This window comes from Georgfuchsia toluolica (genome assembly GCF_907163265.1).
Taxonomy (GTDB): Bacteria; Pseudomonadota; Gammaproteobacteria; order Burkholderiales; family Rhodocyclaceae; genus Georgfuchsia; species Georgfuchsia toluolica.
This window is the reverse complement of record NZ_CAJQUM010000001.1, coordinates 1,442,429-1,456,469: the sequence shown is the minus strand read 5'-3', so window position 1 is coordinate 1,456,469 and position 14,041 is coordinate 1,442,429. Positions and strand designations below refer to the sequence as shown.

Sequence of the window (14,041 nt, the reverse complement as noted above, 5' to 3'; positions counted from 1 at the left end):
GGTTTTAGCACGGTGATATCAACCGATCCGGATTTGTTTGATGTAATCGTCGTTGGCGCCGGGATTTCCGGACTTGCCAGCGCATGGGGAATCCAGCAGCAGGGCGCGCGCGTGCTTGTCATCGAAGCGGTCTCGCGGCCAGGGGGGTGCATAGCAACCGCGCACGAGCAGGGCTGCCTGCTCGAATCGGGGCCAAATAGTGCACTTGATACCACGCCATTAATCAATCACCTGCTGAATGAGTTGGATATCGCCAACTCACGCATTGCGGGCAATCCGGACGCCCGTAATCGCTATATTTTGCGCGATGGCGAACCACGCGTACTGCCAATGTCTCCGTTCGCGTTCCTGACCAGCCCGTTGTTCTCGACTGGCGCCAAATTGAGGTTATTGCGAGAACCGTTCATCGCGCGCGGCACATCAGATGCCGAGGAAACGGTCGCGGCTTTCGTGCGTAGGCGCCTAGGCGCCGAATTTTTGGATTATGCGATCAATCCTTTCGTTGGCGGGGTGTATGCGGGCAATCCGGAGATGCTTAGCCTTAGCGCCGCATTTCCGCGGTTGCACCAGCTTGAGCAGGAGCATGGCAGTCTGATTCGCGGGCAATTGCTTGGTGCGCTGGCGCGCGCTCGCAGTCCGGAAAAATCAAAAAAATCGGCGCCAACGTTTTCATTCCGAGAGGGAATGCAAACAATGACCGATGCCATGGCGCGGCATCTACGTATCGAACTCGGCGCCCAGGTTATCAGCGTGACGGCCGGCGACAACGGTTATACGATCAGCACTGATAGTTCTGGCATGCGTCGCGAATTCCGTTCACGAGCCGTACTGTTGGCGGTGCCAGCTTATGTCGCAGCGAGTCTTGTTGCATCCATTGCACCACATACGGCGCAGGCACTGGCGGATATCCCTTATCCTCCCGTTGCGGTAATCCATAGCGCATACCACCGCAGCGCGATTACCCATCCTCTTGATGGATTCGGATTGCTGGTTCCGGCCTGCGAACGCAGGCAAATCCTGGGTACGCTATTCTCCAGTTCGCTATTCGATAATCGTGCGCCGCACGAACGTGTGTTGCTCACAACGTTCATGGGTGGCATGCGGCAGCCAGATTTGACGCAGCTTGGCGAACGAGAGATTGCCCGCATCGCTCAAGCCGATAATGCGCAGTTGCTCGGTATTGCGGGGCCGGCCGAATTTGTGAAGGTCACGCGCTGGGCGCGCGCGATTCCGCAATACACGCTGGGTCATTCCGAGCGCATGGCGCAAGTCGATGAGGCGGAGCGAATATTTCCGGGCTTGTTCTTTTGCGCCAATTATCGCGGTGGGGTTGCGGTCGGAGACTGCATCAAGTCAGCGCACCATGCCGCCAACGCGACGACGAATTTCCTGCGTGGGCGTTGAGGCGTGGCTGTGATGCAGGGCACTAAGTGGGGGGGCGCTTTGATCTGGATCAAGTTTCGCATTGCGCGGCCGGTTTAGACTCGCGCGCCGTAAGCAAGCAAAGTATTAAATGCAAAGCGATGGTAAGCCTGCAATTAGCTTAATACAATCAAATTTATAGCATGCTATTTCCCGCCCGTTGCCCATCCGGCCGTCTTATCAATAAGTAGGAAAGGTAGTTCCATGCGCGGTTTTAAACTCATAAAGTATTTATTGGCATTCGCCGTTTGCTTATTGACATTTGCTGGAAGCGGAATGATGCCAGTGTTGGCGGCAGATGGCGGCAATGAAAAGGCGGCCGAATCGGTGGCGGACAATCTTCCTAGCGAGCTTTGCCTGGGTTGCCATGGCGAAAAAGGGTTTGCAGCGCCGGGAGCCGACGGCAAGATGCGCTCGTTGTACGTGAGGCAGGGTAAATTTGAGAGCAGTGTGCACGGCAAGCGTCAGTGTGTAGAATGCCATACGGATATCACCGAAATCCCGCATCAGCCAGGCATGGGACAAAAAGTCAGCTGCGTGACTTGCCACCAGAAATTATGGGAAACCGCGAAGAAGGAGGGCAAGACTAATGATAAGGAGTTCGCGCGGCTCGGAGTGGTAGTACAGCAAATCGACCGGTTCATGAAATCGATCCACGCGCGTCCAAATGCCGAGGATCAGTCGCATACCAATGCGACTTGCTACAATTGCCATGACGCGCATTACATTTACCCAGCGGGTAGTCCGGAGCGGACCGAATGGCGTCTGGATGTGCCCAACAAGTGTGGGAAGTGCCATGCCGCCGAGAGAAAGGCCTATGCGACATCAGTGCATGGCCAAATGGTACTCGAAAATAATTATCCAGATGCTGCGATCTGCTCGGATTGCCATTCGACGCACAGCGTGGAGGATCCGACGCTTGACGTAACCCGGGTTGCCATCACCAAAAACTGCGGCAACTGCCATAAGGACCAACTAGAAACCTATACGAAAACCTATCATGGTCAGGTCAATACCCTGGGTTACGGCTATACGGCCAAGTGTTTCGACTGCCATGGCAGCCATACGATCCAGTTCGTAAGCGATCCCCGTTCGACCGTATCTCCGGAAAACCGCGTCAACACTTGTCGCAAATGCCATGTGGGTGCGACGGCCGGGTTTGTTTCGTTCGAGCCGCACGGTAACAGTCATGACCGCAAGCGTTTCCCCTTGATGTGGGCTACGTCCACATTCATGATTGCATTATTGTTCGGCGTGTTTGCCTTCTTCTGGTTGCATTCAGCATTGTGGTTCTACCGGGAATACAAGGATCGCAAGGAGGGCAAGAAAGTACCCCACATTGTGACGGATGGGCTGAAACTGGATGAGAGCAAGCATTTCCGGCGTTTCCATCCTGCCTGGCGGGTTGCGCACATATTTTTTGCCCTCAGTGTAATGATGCTGGTACTGACCGGTACGGCAGTATTGTTTGCCGATGCAACATGGGCAAAAGTCATTGTGGACATGTTTGGCGGCCCCAAAGTGACGGCTATCGTGCATAGAGTCAGCGCGGCGATCATGCTGGGAATATTTTTCCTGCATTTGATCTATGTTGTGATCCGCATCGGCCGGGAATGGAAAACATTCAATTGGTTTGGCCCGACTTCGCTGGTGCCCAACTTGAAGGATTTGGAGGACATGATCGGCATGTTCAAGTGGTTCTTCGGGCAAGGGCCGCGTCCGATCTTCGAGCGTTGGACTTACTGGGAAAAATTCGACTATTGGGCGGTGTTCTGGGGTATGGGCGCCATTGGCGGTACCGGGTTGATGTTGGCGTTCCCGAATGCGGTGGCCTCGATTCTCCCAGGGTGGGTCTTTAACATCGGCACCATCATCCATGGCGAAGAGGCAATCCTGGCTGCAGTGTTCCTGTTCACGGTGCATTTTTTCAACAACCATTTCCGGCCGGACAAGCATCCTCCTCCGGATATCGTGATGTTCACCGGCACACAATCGCTGGAAGAATTCAGGCACGAGCACACCTTGGAATACAGCCGCCTGGTTGCCTCCGGAGAAATCAATAAATATCTGGTGGATGCGCCATCGCGGGCCATGACTTTGGGTTCGAGGATATTGGGTATAGCCCTGATCATTATTGGCCTGACATTGTTGACACTGGTGCTGATCGGGTTTATCGGAGGCGCATGACATGGCAGCGGGCACACAGAGTGAATAAGTCTCTGCGTGTCCGTGCTGTTTCAAAGCCAGTTGGAAACGAGACAACTTTAGGGTAAATCTGGGGCGTTTTTTTCAGCAGAGTATGAACAAAGGAACAAGTCATATGCGCCGCAGAGAGAGCAGCCTATTTTTTCGTCTGTTATCGAGATAGAATTCATTTGTGGTGCTGTGAAAATGACTGGAAGCAAGTCGCGGTTTAACTAATTCTTGGGATTTCCAATGAAAAATTTTGTACTGGGAATTGCGCTGTCAGTGATGCTGATTGGCTGTACGGATAAAGGAACATCAACCGCCAAATCCGCCGCAGGAGATGTGGGCGCGGGCAAAGTCATCGCGGAGCGCGACTGCAAGGCCTGTCATGGCCTGGATGGCCGTGGTGTTGCCCCGGGAATACCCCACCTCGCGGCGCAACGAGTACGCTTTCTGCTCGCATCTCTGTATGAGTACAAGGATGGTCGGCGTACCCATGCAGCACTAAAGGGCATGGCGGAAAATATGAGCGATGCGGATTTGCGCAACGTGGCTGCGTACTACGCCAGCCAGCTGCCAGTCGCGATCGCGTCATCGGATGTCAAGCAATCATCTCCCTATGAGCAGGGCAAGGCGCTGGCGGCAGAATGCGCCAAATGCCATGGCGCTGACGGAAACAGCAAGATCCCGGGCACGCCCAGTTTGGCGGGCCAACAGCCGCACTATCTTGTCGCTGCGATACGGGAGTATCACAGCGGAGAACGCAAGGTGGCTGTGATGAAATCGATGCTGCAGTCTTCCGACGTAATTGCGATAGAAAACCTTGCACTTTATTTTTCAGCGCAAATCCCTGCTCAGCGTATCGCCCCGGCGCGCGGAGATCCCGCAGCTGGGGAACCCGCGACCGCCATGTGCGGCGGTTGCCACGGCCCCCGTGGCGTAAGCAACGACGCATCAACGCCGTCGCTGGCAGGCCAGGATCCCGTGTACCTTATTAACGCCGCCAAGGCCTATCGCACGACCCGCCAGAATTGGGCGATGCAGCGTTACGTGGCCGCCCTCAGCGACAAGGATCTCGAGAATATCGCCGCTTTTTATGCAGTCCAGAAATCCAGTCCCGCCAGCCAGATGCCGGGTACGAACCAGGATCTGGCGGAGAAATGTAATCGTTGCCACGACGCTGAAGACAATCCTGCGATCGTCATGCCGAAATTGAGAGGACAGGACAAGGACTATCTCATCATGGCGCTAAGGGCGTATCGCGACGGCAAGCGCGAAAGTTCAATGATGCACAATATGAGCTATCCCTACAACAATGCCATCATTGAAAGTCTCGCGTCATGGTATGCCAGCCAGCCGGCAAAATGAGCGCTTATCCAATGATTGCACTCCTTTCGGAGTTTCGGAAGAAACCCTAGCAACCGCCCTCTTTTTCTCCTCGGGACGTTCACCCGGAAGGGTGAACGCATTTGCCGCATAATGCGATGCGGGGAGGGTTTTTGCAGGGACAGAAACCTGCCACGGCTTGGGGCCGCCGTATACACGGCGGCTAGCTTTGGCAGCCAAACTCAGTCCCCATCCGCGTTGTCGCCCCCGGTCGCATTGCAGTGAGTCAACGTATTTTGTCACTGGACGTTTTGTACACTATGTTCAGGTTCGATAAGCCCCTTCGTTACTCTTTCGTGCTGCTTCGCGTAGTGTCGGCGTTTTGCGCCTTTGCCGTGCTGATGTCCGCTGCCCCGCGGCCTGTTTTTGCGCAAGAGCCAAATGTTCAGGAGCTGCCCACGCCATCACGCATCGGCATGGTGAGCGGTACCGCATCATTCTGGCGGCCAGGCGCCGAGAACTGGTCGCCGGCCCAGGTCAATACAGCGCTCGCCGCCGGCGATGCGCTTTATACCGCCGCCGCCGCGACACTTGAAGTGCAGGTTGGCGCGCGCGCCTATGTGCGCATGGCGCAGAACACGATGTTGACGCTGCTTGGCAATGAGCCGGGACTTCAACAATTCAAGGTGACCTCCGGCATTGCGGCATTCGATCTGCGCGGCCTCCCCGCCGGCCGCAGCGTGGAAATCGACACGCCTTCGGCTGCCTTCAACATTGATAGTGCCGGCTACTATCGGCTGGAGATCACCGACAGCACCACTCACTTCGTCGTCCGGCGTGGCGGCGAAGCCACAGTGACCCTGCCCGATGGCGACAGCCGGCTGATTGCGCCAAGTCAGGAAGCCGTGATAGAAGCTGGCGGCGATGGCAATGTCGAGACTTATGTCGCGCCCGACACCGACACGTGGGATCAATGGAATTACACCCGCACCGACGACCTGACCGAGGCCATCAGCAATCGCTATGTGTCGCCGGAGGTATACGGCACCGACGATCTGGACCATAACGGCAACTGGCGCGTGACGCCGGATTACGGACCGGTATGGGTGCCAAACGGCATGGCGCCGGACTGGGCGCCTTACAGCAGCGGTTCGTGGGTCTGGGATCCGGTTTATGCGTGGACCTGGGTCGATACGGCGCCGTGGGGTTGGGCGCCCTATCACTACGGACGCTGGGTCAATATCAGTGGTTTCTGGGCTTGGGCGCCCGGCCCGCGCCATCACCATCCCATCTATGCGCCGGCGCTGGTCGCCTTCTTTAACGGCAGTGGCGGCGGCTTGCAAATCGGCTTCGGCGGAGCTGCAGTCAGTTGGGTCGCGCTCGGCTGGGGCGAGCCATGTTTGCCGTGGTGGGGACAACGCAGTTTTGTCGGACGGCCGTGGTGGGGTGGCTGGGCAGGGCCGCGCGTCGTCAACAATGTGGTGATACAGCACAATACTGTGATCAACAACATTACCAACATCAGGTATCGAAATATCAATCAGCACAATGCCGTGATCGCCATCCCGGAAAAGGAGTTTGGGCACGGGCATATTGCCGATATCCGGCATATTGAAGCCGCGCATATTAAAGATTTGAGACCTATTGCCGGACAACATCCGATGCGCCCCGAAGCCGTCAGCTTAGCGCCATCAGCGGTGAAATCCATAATGCCCGCAGCAAATGTCCTGAACCGGCCGGCCGTTGGATTGCATCGTCCGCCCCAGCGCTGGCGGCCTCTGCAGGCCGAACGGCAGGACAACAAGTTGCAAGCGCAACAACAATCGTCGCCCGACAAGCTCATCACGGTGCGCCCGCAACAAACGGGACAAAAAACGCCATGGGCGCGCTTCGGCCAATCAGCCGGACCAGAACGCAACGAACCGCGCCGAGCCCCCGATCCGCCGCGCGTGGAGACATGGTTACCGCAGGTGCCACTGCCGCAGTTGCGGCAGGAAAGCAGCACGACCAAACCGTCAGTGCCGGAGCAGGCGAGGCCGATGCCGCAACAGCAGCAGCCCTCACGAATTATCGAAGCGCCGCAGGTTCAACGGCGTGAACAAGAGCCGGCACGAATCATTACTGTACCGCCGCCGGCGCCGGTAATCATGCAACGCGAAGCGCCGCGAATGCCGGTAGTTGCATCGCCTCAAGCCGAGCACTCGATGTCGCCGCGACATGAACAAGCGCCGCAGAACGCCAAGCCTGAAAAGACAACACCAATGCCATTAGGTGAAATGCGTCAAATGCGTCGGGAGCATGTCGAGCGGCCGCTTGAAAGCAGACAGCAGGAAGCCCCTGCATCGCTGCCCGGCGAGCCCGCCAACAAGTTGTATCCAAGACGCTTTCAGCGAAGCGAGCAGCAGCGCTAATTTCCGATAGGTACAAGGGTGTTATCAATTTCCTTTACGAATAAAGGCATGGGGGCAACTCCTTAGGCATATGGCCAGTTGCCCCCAGATGTCAATAAACCTTGTCGGACAATATCGACATTTAAATCCGCTCCAGACTCGCGTTTATACGGCTTTGTCGGACTTTATTGGACTTCGTTGGTGGGATATGGTGGCGATACTTGGCGGGCTTGTGGGACTTGCTGAGATATTGCTGGATGCTTATTTGGTGGGCGGTACTGGGATCGAACCAGTGACCCCTGCCGTGTGAAGGCAGTGCTCTACCGCTGAGCTAACCGCCCCTTGCGGGGAGGCGCGCATTTAATCACAAATCCCGATTCGCGGTCAATTCAAACTGGTTTACGTGGCTTGGTCGCGTAAAATCTACCGTATTACGACAAACAGTATTCATGCACCATGAGCAACAATATCCGAACCCGCTTTGCCCCCAGCCCGACCGGTTTTCTGCATATCGGCGGCGCGCGCACCGCGCTGTTTTCCTGGGCCTATGCACGGCACCATCAGGGGATGTTCATTCTCCGCGTCGAAGATACCGATGTGGCACGTTCGACGCCGGAGGCGGTGCAGGCGATTCTCGACGGCATGCGGTGGCTGGGTCTCGATCACGACGAGGGCCCGTTCTACCAGATGCAGCGGATGCCGCGCTACAAGGAAGTAATTGCGCAGATGCTTGCCGCCGGCGCGGCCTATCATTGCTATACGCCGCCCGAAGAACTGGAGCAGATGCGCGAGGCGCAGCGGACGCGCGGCGAAAAACCACGCTACGACGGACGCTGGCGACCGGAACCGGACAAGGCGCTGCCACCCTTTCCTGCCGGAGTTGATCCCGTGGTGCGCTTCCGCAATCCGCTCGATGGCGTTACCGCATGGGACGATCTGGTCAAGGGCCGCATCGAGTTTGCCAACGACGAACTTGATGATCTTGTCATTGCGCGCGCCGACGGCACGCCGACCTATAATTTCTGCGTCGTGGTCGACGACTGGGACATGGCCATCACCCATGTCATCCGTGGCGACGATCACGTCAACAACACGCCGCGCCAGATCAACATCCTCAAGGCGCTTGGTGCGCCGATCCCCGCCTATGCCCACCTGTCCATGATTCTCGGCGACGACGGCGCCAAGCTGTCGAAGCGCCACGGTGCGGTGTCGGTGATGCAGTACGACGAGGACGGCTATCTGCCCGAGGCAGTGATCAACTATCTTGCGCGCCTCGGCTGGTCGCATGGGGACGAGGAAATCTTTTCGCGCGAGCAATTCGTCGAATGGTTCGATCTGGCCCACATCACGGCTTCGGCGGCGCAGTTCAACACCGAGAAGTTGAACTGGTTGAACCAGCATTACATCAAGCACGCGGATGATGGCCGCCTGGCCTCCGATGTCGCGCGGCGTCTGGCGCGGCGCGGCATCAATCCCGAAACAGGGCCGCGTCTGGAAAATGCGCTGGCGCTTTACAAGGATCGTGCAATCAACCTCAACGAACTGACCGATGCCGTTGAACCTTTCGTCACCGAGATTCGCCCTTCCGAGGAAATGCTGACGATCCATTTCACCGATGCGGCGCGCCCTGCGCTCAAAATATTGCGCGAGAAATTCGGCTTTGCCGCGTGGAATAAGTCTTCCCTGTCGCAGGCGATCAAGGACACCTGCAAGGAAACCAATCTGAAAATGCCGCAGGTCGCGATACCGCTGCGCGTGCTGCTGCTCGGCCAGCCACAGTCGCCGTCGATTGATGCCGTGCTGGAAGTGCTGGGGCGGGAGCGAGTGTTGAATCGACTCGATCACCACCTCTGAATTCAATCTGCGCGGCGCCCATGTTGCCTGAGCGCCCAGGCAACATGCTCGCGCACCAGGGCCGAGGGATGATCGCGGCGCGCTTCAAGCGCCGCGAGTACGGAGGCCGATGTCGGCGCATTGCCCAGCCCAACGGCGATGTTGCGCAGCCAGCGCTCGTAACCGATGCGGCGTATTGCCGAGCCGGCCAGGCGTTGTTCGAACTCGTGTTCATTCCACTGGAATAACTCCTCCAGTGTCGCAGCGTCCAGTCCATTGCGCACCGAAAAGTCCTCTTCAGGCGTGAGCCGGGCGAAGCGGTTCCACGGGCAGCAGAGCTGGCAATCATCGCAGCCGTAGACGCGGTTGCCGATCAGCGGCCGCAACTCCAGAGGGATTGCGCTCTTCAATTCAATCGTGAGATAGGAAATACAGCGCCGTGCATCCACCTGATACGGCGCGACAATGGCTCCGGTCGGGCAGGCATCGATGCAGGCCGAGCAACTGCCACAATAGTTGTTGATCTGCTGCTTGTCGTGTGGCAGCGGCAGGTTGGCGAATATCTCACCGAGGAAAAAACACGAGCCTGCCTCGCGATGCAGCAGCAGGGTGTGCTTGCCGCGCCAGCCCAAGCCGGCACGTTGCGCGATTTCCACTTCGAGCACGGGCGCCGAATCGGCGAATACGCGGTAGCCGTATTCGCCAACCTCGGCGCGAATCCTTTCGGCGAGGCTTTGCAGGCGGTTGCGCAGCACCTTGTGATAGTCGCGTCCCAAGGCATAGCGCGAGATGTAGGCGCGATTGGCATCGACATGAACCGCATCGGCGTCCCGCGCTTTTGTCTTGTAGTTCATGCGCACGCTGATCACCGACAGCGTGCCCGGCACCAACTCGGCGGGCCTCGCGCGCTTCATGCCGTGGCGCGCCATATAATCCATCTCGCCGTGGTATCCGGCATCGAGCCAGGCTTGCAGGCCCGCTTCGGCCGTGCCGAGGCCGATGCCGGAGATGCCCACGGCGTCGAAGCCGAGTTCCCGTCCCCAGTCCTTGATGCGTTCTGCCAGCGAAGACCAATCCTTATCCATGCCCGATCATAAATCCATAAGCCTCGCGCTGGCCAACGAAGCCGCCACGCTGGCACTCGGTGCGCAACTCGGCAAGGTGCTGGTGCCAGGCCTGCGCGTTTTTCTTGAAGGCGATCTCGGTGCTGGCAAGACCACGCTGGTGCGCGGGCTACTGCGCGGCCTCGGGTACGCAGATAAGGTCAAGAGTCCTACCTATACTCTCGTTGAGGAATATTCGGTTTCTGGCCTAGACTTGTTTCACTTCGACTTTTATCGCTTCACGCGGGCGGAAGAATATCTTGATGCAGGACTCGACGAGTATTTTACTGGCGACGGAATCTGCCTTGTGGAGTGGCCGCGCAATGCCACGCCTTATCTCCCGCCCGCCGACATTGTGGTGTCGCTTGCCGTTGCAGGCGAAGCACGCATCGCCACTATCGTTGCCCGCAGCGACAGGGGGGAGGCATGTCTGACGAGTTTTCCAGCACCCGACGCGATGCGCTGAAGTTTGCGGCGGCGAGCCTGACGCTGCTGGTCACGCCACTCGGCATGCGCACTGCCTATGCCGCCACCAACATCCTCGGTGTGCGCGTCTGGCCGGCGCAGGACTACACGCGCGTCACGCTCGAATATGACCACCCGATCAAATACACGCAACTTCTGGTCAAAAATCCGGATCGGCTCGTCGTCGATCTCGAAGATGTCGAGTTCAACTCGGTGCTGCAAAGCCTGCCCGGCAAGATTTCCGAGACCGACCCCTATATCAAGTTGATCCGCGCCGGGCGCAACAAGCCGGGCGTGGTGCGGCTTGTCATTGAACTCAAGAGCGAGATCAAACCGCAGGTATTCACGTTGGCCCCGGTCGGCGAATATGGCCATCGCCTGGTGCTCGACCTGTATCCGCTCGAACCCGTCGACCCGCTCATGGCGCTGCTCCAATCGAAGCCCGATGTTCCGCCCTACGACACACCATCGCAGCAGCTGCCGCGCGACGTGCCCAGAGATGCGCCCGAGCCGCTCGATGCCGAGCGCAATCCCAATCGTCCGCCCAAGGGGCAGAAACCCGAAATCGTGCGCATGGTCACCATCGCGCTCGATCCCGGCCATGGCGGCGAGGATCCCGGCGCGGTGGGGAAGGGCGGCAACTATGAAAAAAATGTCACCATTTCGATTGCGCGCCGGCTCAAAGCCTTGATCGACGGCGAGGACAATATGCGCTCCATTCTCACCCGCGACGGCGACTTCTTCGTGCCGCTTGGCCAGCGTGTGAGCAAGGCGCGGCGTGTGCAGGCCGACCTTTTCGTCTCGATCCATGCCGATGCCTTCATCAAGCCCGAGGCGCGCGGCTCCAGCGTTTTTGTATTGTCCGAACATGGCGCATCTTCTTCTGCGGCGCGCTGGCTGGCGCAGAAGGAAAATGCAGCCGACTTGATTGGTGGTGTCAACCTTGGCGTCAAGGATCCTTATCTTGCGCGCACCCTGCTCGACCTGTCGCAGACCGCGACCGCGAACGACAGCCTCAAGCTGGGCAAGGACGTGCTGGGCGAACTCGGCCGCATCAACGACCTGCACAAGGGAAAGGTCGAGGAAGCCGCCTTCGCCGTGCTCAAGGCGCCGGATATTCCTTCCATCCTGGTCGAAACTGCCTTCATCTCAAACCCGGAAGAAGAGAAGCGACTTATCGACGACGAATATCAGGACAAGATGGCCACGGCCATCCTGCGCGGTATAAAACGCTATTTCGCCAAGAATCCACCGCTCGCCAAGTCGAAGCTGATGTAAGGTAATATTGACGACGGAGAGAGCGGTGCGTTTCACTCGCCACAGCCCCGGCCGCATTTTGCCTGAACCGATTTGGCCATTAGGTAGGCAAAAAACGGAAGAACGCGTCAAATCACTACGGCAATCGAAAGTTATCTGCGCATAGGGCCAATTTTCTCGGCATTTTTTGATTTGCGTCAATGATCCGATTGCGAACGCGCGTAAATCTTACGCAGTCGCGGAAAAGAAGGGTAATAAGAACTTCTTTATCTTTGTAGTTTGGAAGCAGCACTCACCACTGTCATTATGCCGGCATCGGTAATTTATTCCATAGCAATTGATGGCTATCCGCTCACAGCTTGAAAACAGAATGTGATGTGGGTGGCGATGCGCATAGGCGGGGTAGATAACGCTGTTCCTTTGGTGGTTGGAAGTTTCGGATCGTGGTTGCCGGGTGGAGGGAGTGCCGTGTTTGAATTATTGGTTAGAGATGTTATGGAACCGAAGAAGGCTCTTATGCTTTCGCCCGAGGTCACTGTTAGTAAAGCCGCAGAGTTGATGGCGAAGAAGAAAACCGGGGCTGCGATGATTGTCGAACAGGAGCGCCTGGTCGGAATCTTCACCGAACGCGATGCGCTGTTTCGGGTAATCGCGCGCGGGTTGGATGCGCGCACCACGCGCGTGGCCGAAGTGATGACTGCCGAGCCGAAGACTGTCGCTCCCAACATGTCTTATGGATACGCGCTTGTGATAATGCAGGAAAATGGTTTCCGGCATGCGCCGGTGGTCGACAATGGCAAACCGGTCGGGATGGTCAGCTCGCGCAATGCAATGGATCCCGAGTTGGAAGAATTTGCTGCGGAAGCAAACCGGCGCGAGTTCATCCGCGTCGGGCACGAGCAAGGCGATCCCCACAGTTGATGACAATAACAAGCCAGGGATATGGGCTGTATTGCGGTGAGTCCACCTGCAGTGCCCAAATGTGGGGCCGTCTTGAAATCCGTCTGGCATCTCTACCTGCTCGAATGTGTGGATGGTTCCCTCTACGCGGGAATCACGATCGACGTTCAACGCAGATACGACGAACACCTTTCCGGCAAGGGAGGGCGTTATACTCGATCCCACAAGCCTGTTCGCTTGCTGGCATCACAACCGATCGGGACGCGGTCACAAGCACTGCGTGCCGAACTGGCCATCAAACGCTTGCCCAAGGAAAAGAAACTGACGGCGCTGCGTTCGTCCGGCCTGCTCGGGGGAACCGATGTTGATCACCATTTATTCACCACAGGGAGGAACCACCGCATGAACAAGTCTGAACTCATCGAAGCCGTCGCCAAGGAAGCCGATATCAGCAAGGCTGCCGCCGAGAAAGTGTTGTCCGCCACGACCGCCGCCATCGTCAAGGCAGTGTCCAAGGGCGACAGCGTTACGCTGATTGGTTTCGGCACCTTCAAATCCTCGAAGCGCGCCGCCCGTACCGGTCGCAATCCCCAGACTGGCAAGGAACTCAAGATTGCCGCCGCCACGGTACCGCGCTTTAAAGCCGGCGCCACCTTCAAGAACGCCGTCGCTGGCAAAAAAGCCGCCAAGAAAAAATAATCGTACAGCGCGGATGGCATGCCATCCGCGCTTTTCCCGCAATCATGCCGATCAACAAGACTCCGGATCACGCCAGACTGGATCGGCTTGTTGCGGATGCTCGTCGCTCGGCCGATCAACGCGATCTGGATTACCGCGAGCGGGCCTTGAAAATCTATCCCTGGATCTGCGGCCGTTGCGCCCGCGAATTCACCCGTGCCAACCTGCGCGAGCTTACGGTGCATCACCGCGACCACAATCACGACAACAACCCGCCCGACGGCAGTAACTGGGAGTTGCTCTGCCTGTATTGTCATGACAACGAGCATCAACGGCAACTGGAAGCAAGCGGTGGTGGGACCAGGGAGACAGCAAGGGGTGAGGCAGCTACCCACTCCCCTTTTGCCAGCCTGAAGGATTTGCTGCAGAAGAAGGGTTAAATCCGCCTCCCGGTATCAGGAGGCGGCAAGTTCTTGCGCT

Annotated in this window: 11 protein-coding genes, 1 tRNA gene and 1 pseudogene; 11 read left to right on the top strand and 2 right to left on the bottom strand. The window is 57.6% G+C overall.

Annotated features, from left to right (window positions below):
- The first annotated feature begins 12 nt into the window (after positions 1-12).
- From hemG to K5E80_RS06875, 4 genes are all read left to right on the top strand, one after another.
- A complete protein-coding gene (hemG, locus tag K5E80_RS06890) occupies positions 13-1,404 on the top strand; it encodes a protoporphyrinogen oxidase (RefSeq protein ID WP_220635459.1) in 1,392 nt (463 codons plus the stop codon).
- 222 nt (positions 1,405-1,626) lie between these two features.
- Positions 1,627-3,609, top strand: a complete 1,983-nt coding sequence (locus tag K5E80_RS06885; RefSeq protein WP_220635458.1) for a cytochrome C — start codon at positions 1,627-1,629, stop codon at positions 3,607-3,609.
- A gap of 237 nt (positions 3,610-3,846) precedes the next feature.
- Positions 3,847-4,977, top strand: a complete 1,131-nt coding sequence (locus tag K5E80_RS06880; protein WP_220635457.1) for a c-type cytochrome — start codon at positions 3,847-3,849, stop codon at positions 4,975-4,977.
- A gap of 314 nt (positions 4,978-5,291) precedes the next feature.
- Positions 5,292-7,346 carry a DUF6600 domain-containing protein gene (locus K5E80_RS06875; RefSeq protein WP_220635456.1) on the top strand — a complete coding sequence of 685 codons (2,055 nt, stop codon included), beginning with the start codon at positions 5,292-5,294 and terminating at the stop codon, positions 7,344-7,346.
- Between the two features lie 245 nt (positions 7,347-7,591).
- On the opposite strand, the gene K5E80_RS06870 is transcribed toward K5E80_RS06875, so the two are convergent.
- Positions 7,592-7,666: transfer RNA gene (locus tag K5E80_RS06870), tRNA-Val, on the bottom strand.
- Between the two features lie 115 nt (positions 7,667-7,781).
- Between K5E80_RS06870 and gltX the strand changes: the two genes are divergently transcribed.
- Positions 7,782-9,179 (top strand): glutamate--tRNA ligase, encoded by a 1,398-nt coding sequence (gene gltX, locus K5E80_RS06865; RefSeq protein ID WP_220635455.1) that lies wholly within the window; start codon positions 7,782-7,784, stop codon positions 9,177-9,179.
- Between the two features lie 2 nt (positions 9,180-9,181).
- On the opposite strand, the gene queG is transcribed toward gltX, so the two are convergent.
- Positions 9,182-10,243, bottom strand: coding sequence for a tRNA epoxyqueuosine(34) reductase QueG (gene queG, locus K5E80_RS06860; protein ID WP_220635454.1), 1,062 nt, complete (start codon positions 10,241-10,243; stop codon positions 9,182-9,184).
- Between queG and tsaE the strand changes: the two genes are divergently transcribed.
- The 6 genes and pseudogenes from tsaE to K5E80_RS06830 all read left to right on the top strand — a co-directional run bounded on the left by tsaE (position 10,242) and on the right by K5E80_RS06830 (position 14,001).
- Positions 10,242-10,727, top strand: coding sequence for a tRNA (adenosine(37)-N6)-threonylcarbamoyltransferase complex ATPase subunit type 1 TsaE (gene tsaE / locus K5E80_RS06855; RefSeq protein WP_220635453.1), 486 nt, complete (start codon positions 10,242-10,244; stop codon positions 10,725-10,727). The two genes, queG and tsaE, sit on opposite strands and share 2 nt — an antisense overlap.
- Complete coding sequence (locus tag K5E80_RS06850) at positions 10,688-12,004, top strand: N-acetylmuramoyl-L-alanine amidase (RefSeq protein ID WP_220635452.1); 1,317 nt, start codon at positions 10,688-10,690, stop codon at positions 12,002-12,004. Before tsaE ends, K5E80_RS06850 begins: the two co-directional genes overlap by 40 nt.
- Positions 12,005-12,478: 474 nt before the next feature.
- Entirely contained in the window at positions 12,479-12,904 is a 426-nt protein-coding gene (locus K5E80_RS06845; protein ID WP_220635451.1) for a CBS domain-containing protein, read from the top strand.
- Positions 12,905-12,925: 21 nt separating this feature from the next.
- Positions 12,926-13,186 (top strand): annotated as a pseudogene (locus K5E80_RS06840) (GIY-YIG nuclease family protein); the annotation flags it as partial.
- 99 nt (positions 13,187-13,285) lie between these two features.
- Entirely contained in the window at positions 13,286-13,582 is a 297-nt protein-coding gene (locus K5E80_RS06835; protein WP_220637255.1) for an HU family DNA-binding protein, read from the top strand.
- A gap of 44 nt (positions 13,583-13,626) precedes the next feature.
- On the top strand, positions 13,627-14,001 hold the full coding sequence (locus K5E80_RS06830; RefSeq protein ID WP_220635450.1) for a YajD family HNH nuclease: 375 nt from the start codon (positions 13,627-13,629) through the stop codon (positions 13,999-14,001).
- Positions 14,002-14,041 lie beyond the last annotated feature (40 nt).

Excerpts from the sequence above, each read along its gene's own strand:
- K5E80_RS06885 (WP_220635458.1), top strand. The coding sequence starts at position 1,627 with ATGCGCGGTTTTAAACTCATAAAGTATTTATTGGCATTCGCCGTTTGC.
- gltX (WP_220635455.1), top strand. The coding sequence starts at position 7,782 with ATGAGCAACAATATCCGAACCCGCTTTGCCCCCAGCCCGACCGGTTTT.
- tsaE (WP_220635453.1), top strand. The coding sequence starts at position 10,242 with ATGCCCGATCATAAATCCATAAGCCTCGCGCTGGCCAACGAAGCCGCC.
- queG (WP_220635454.1), bottom strand. The coding sequence starts at position 10,243 with ATGGATAAGGATTGGTCTTCGCTGGCAGAACGCATCAAGGACTGGGGA.
- K5E80_RS06850 (WP_220635452.1), top strand. The coding sequence starts at position 10,688 with ATGTCTGACGAGTTTTCCAGCACCCGACGCGATGCGCTGAAGTTTGCG.
- K5E80_RS06845 (WP_220635451.1), top strand. The coding sequence starts at position 12,479 with ATGGAACCGAAGAAGGCTCTTATGCTTTCGCCCGAGGTCACTGTTAGT.
- K5E80_RS06835 (WP_220637255.1), top strand. The coding sequence starts at position 13,286 with ATGAACAAGTCTGAACTCATCGAAGCCGTCGCCAAGGAAGCCGATATC.
- K5E80_RS06830 (WP_220635450.1), top strand. The coding sequence starts at position 13,627 with ATGCCGATCAACAAGACTCCGGATCACGCCAGACTGGATCGGCTTGTT.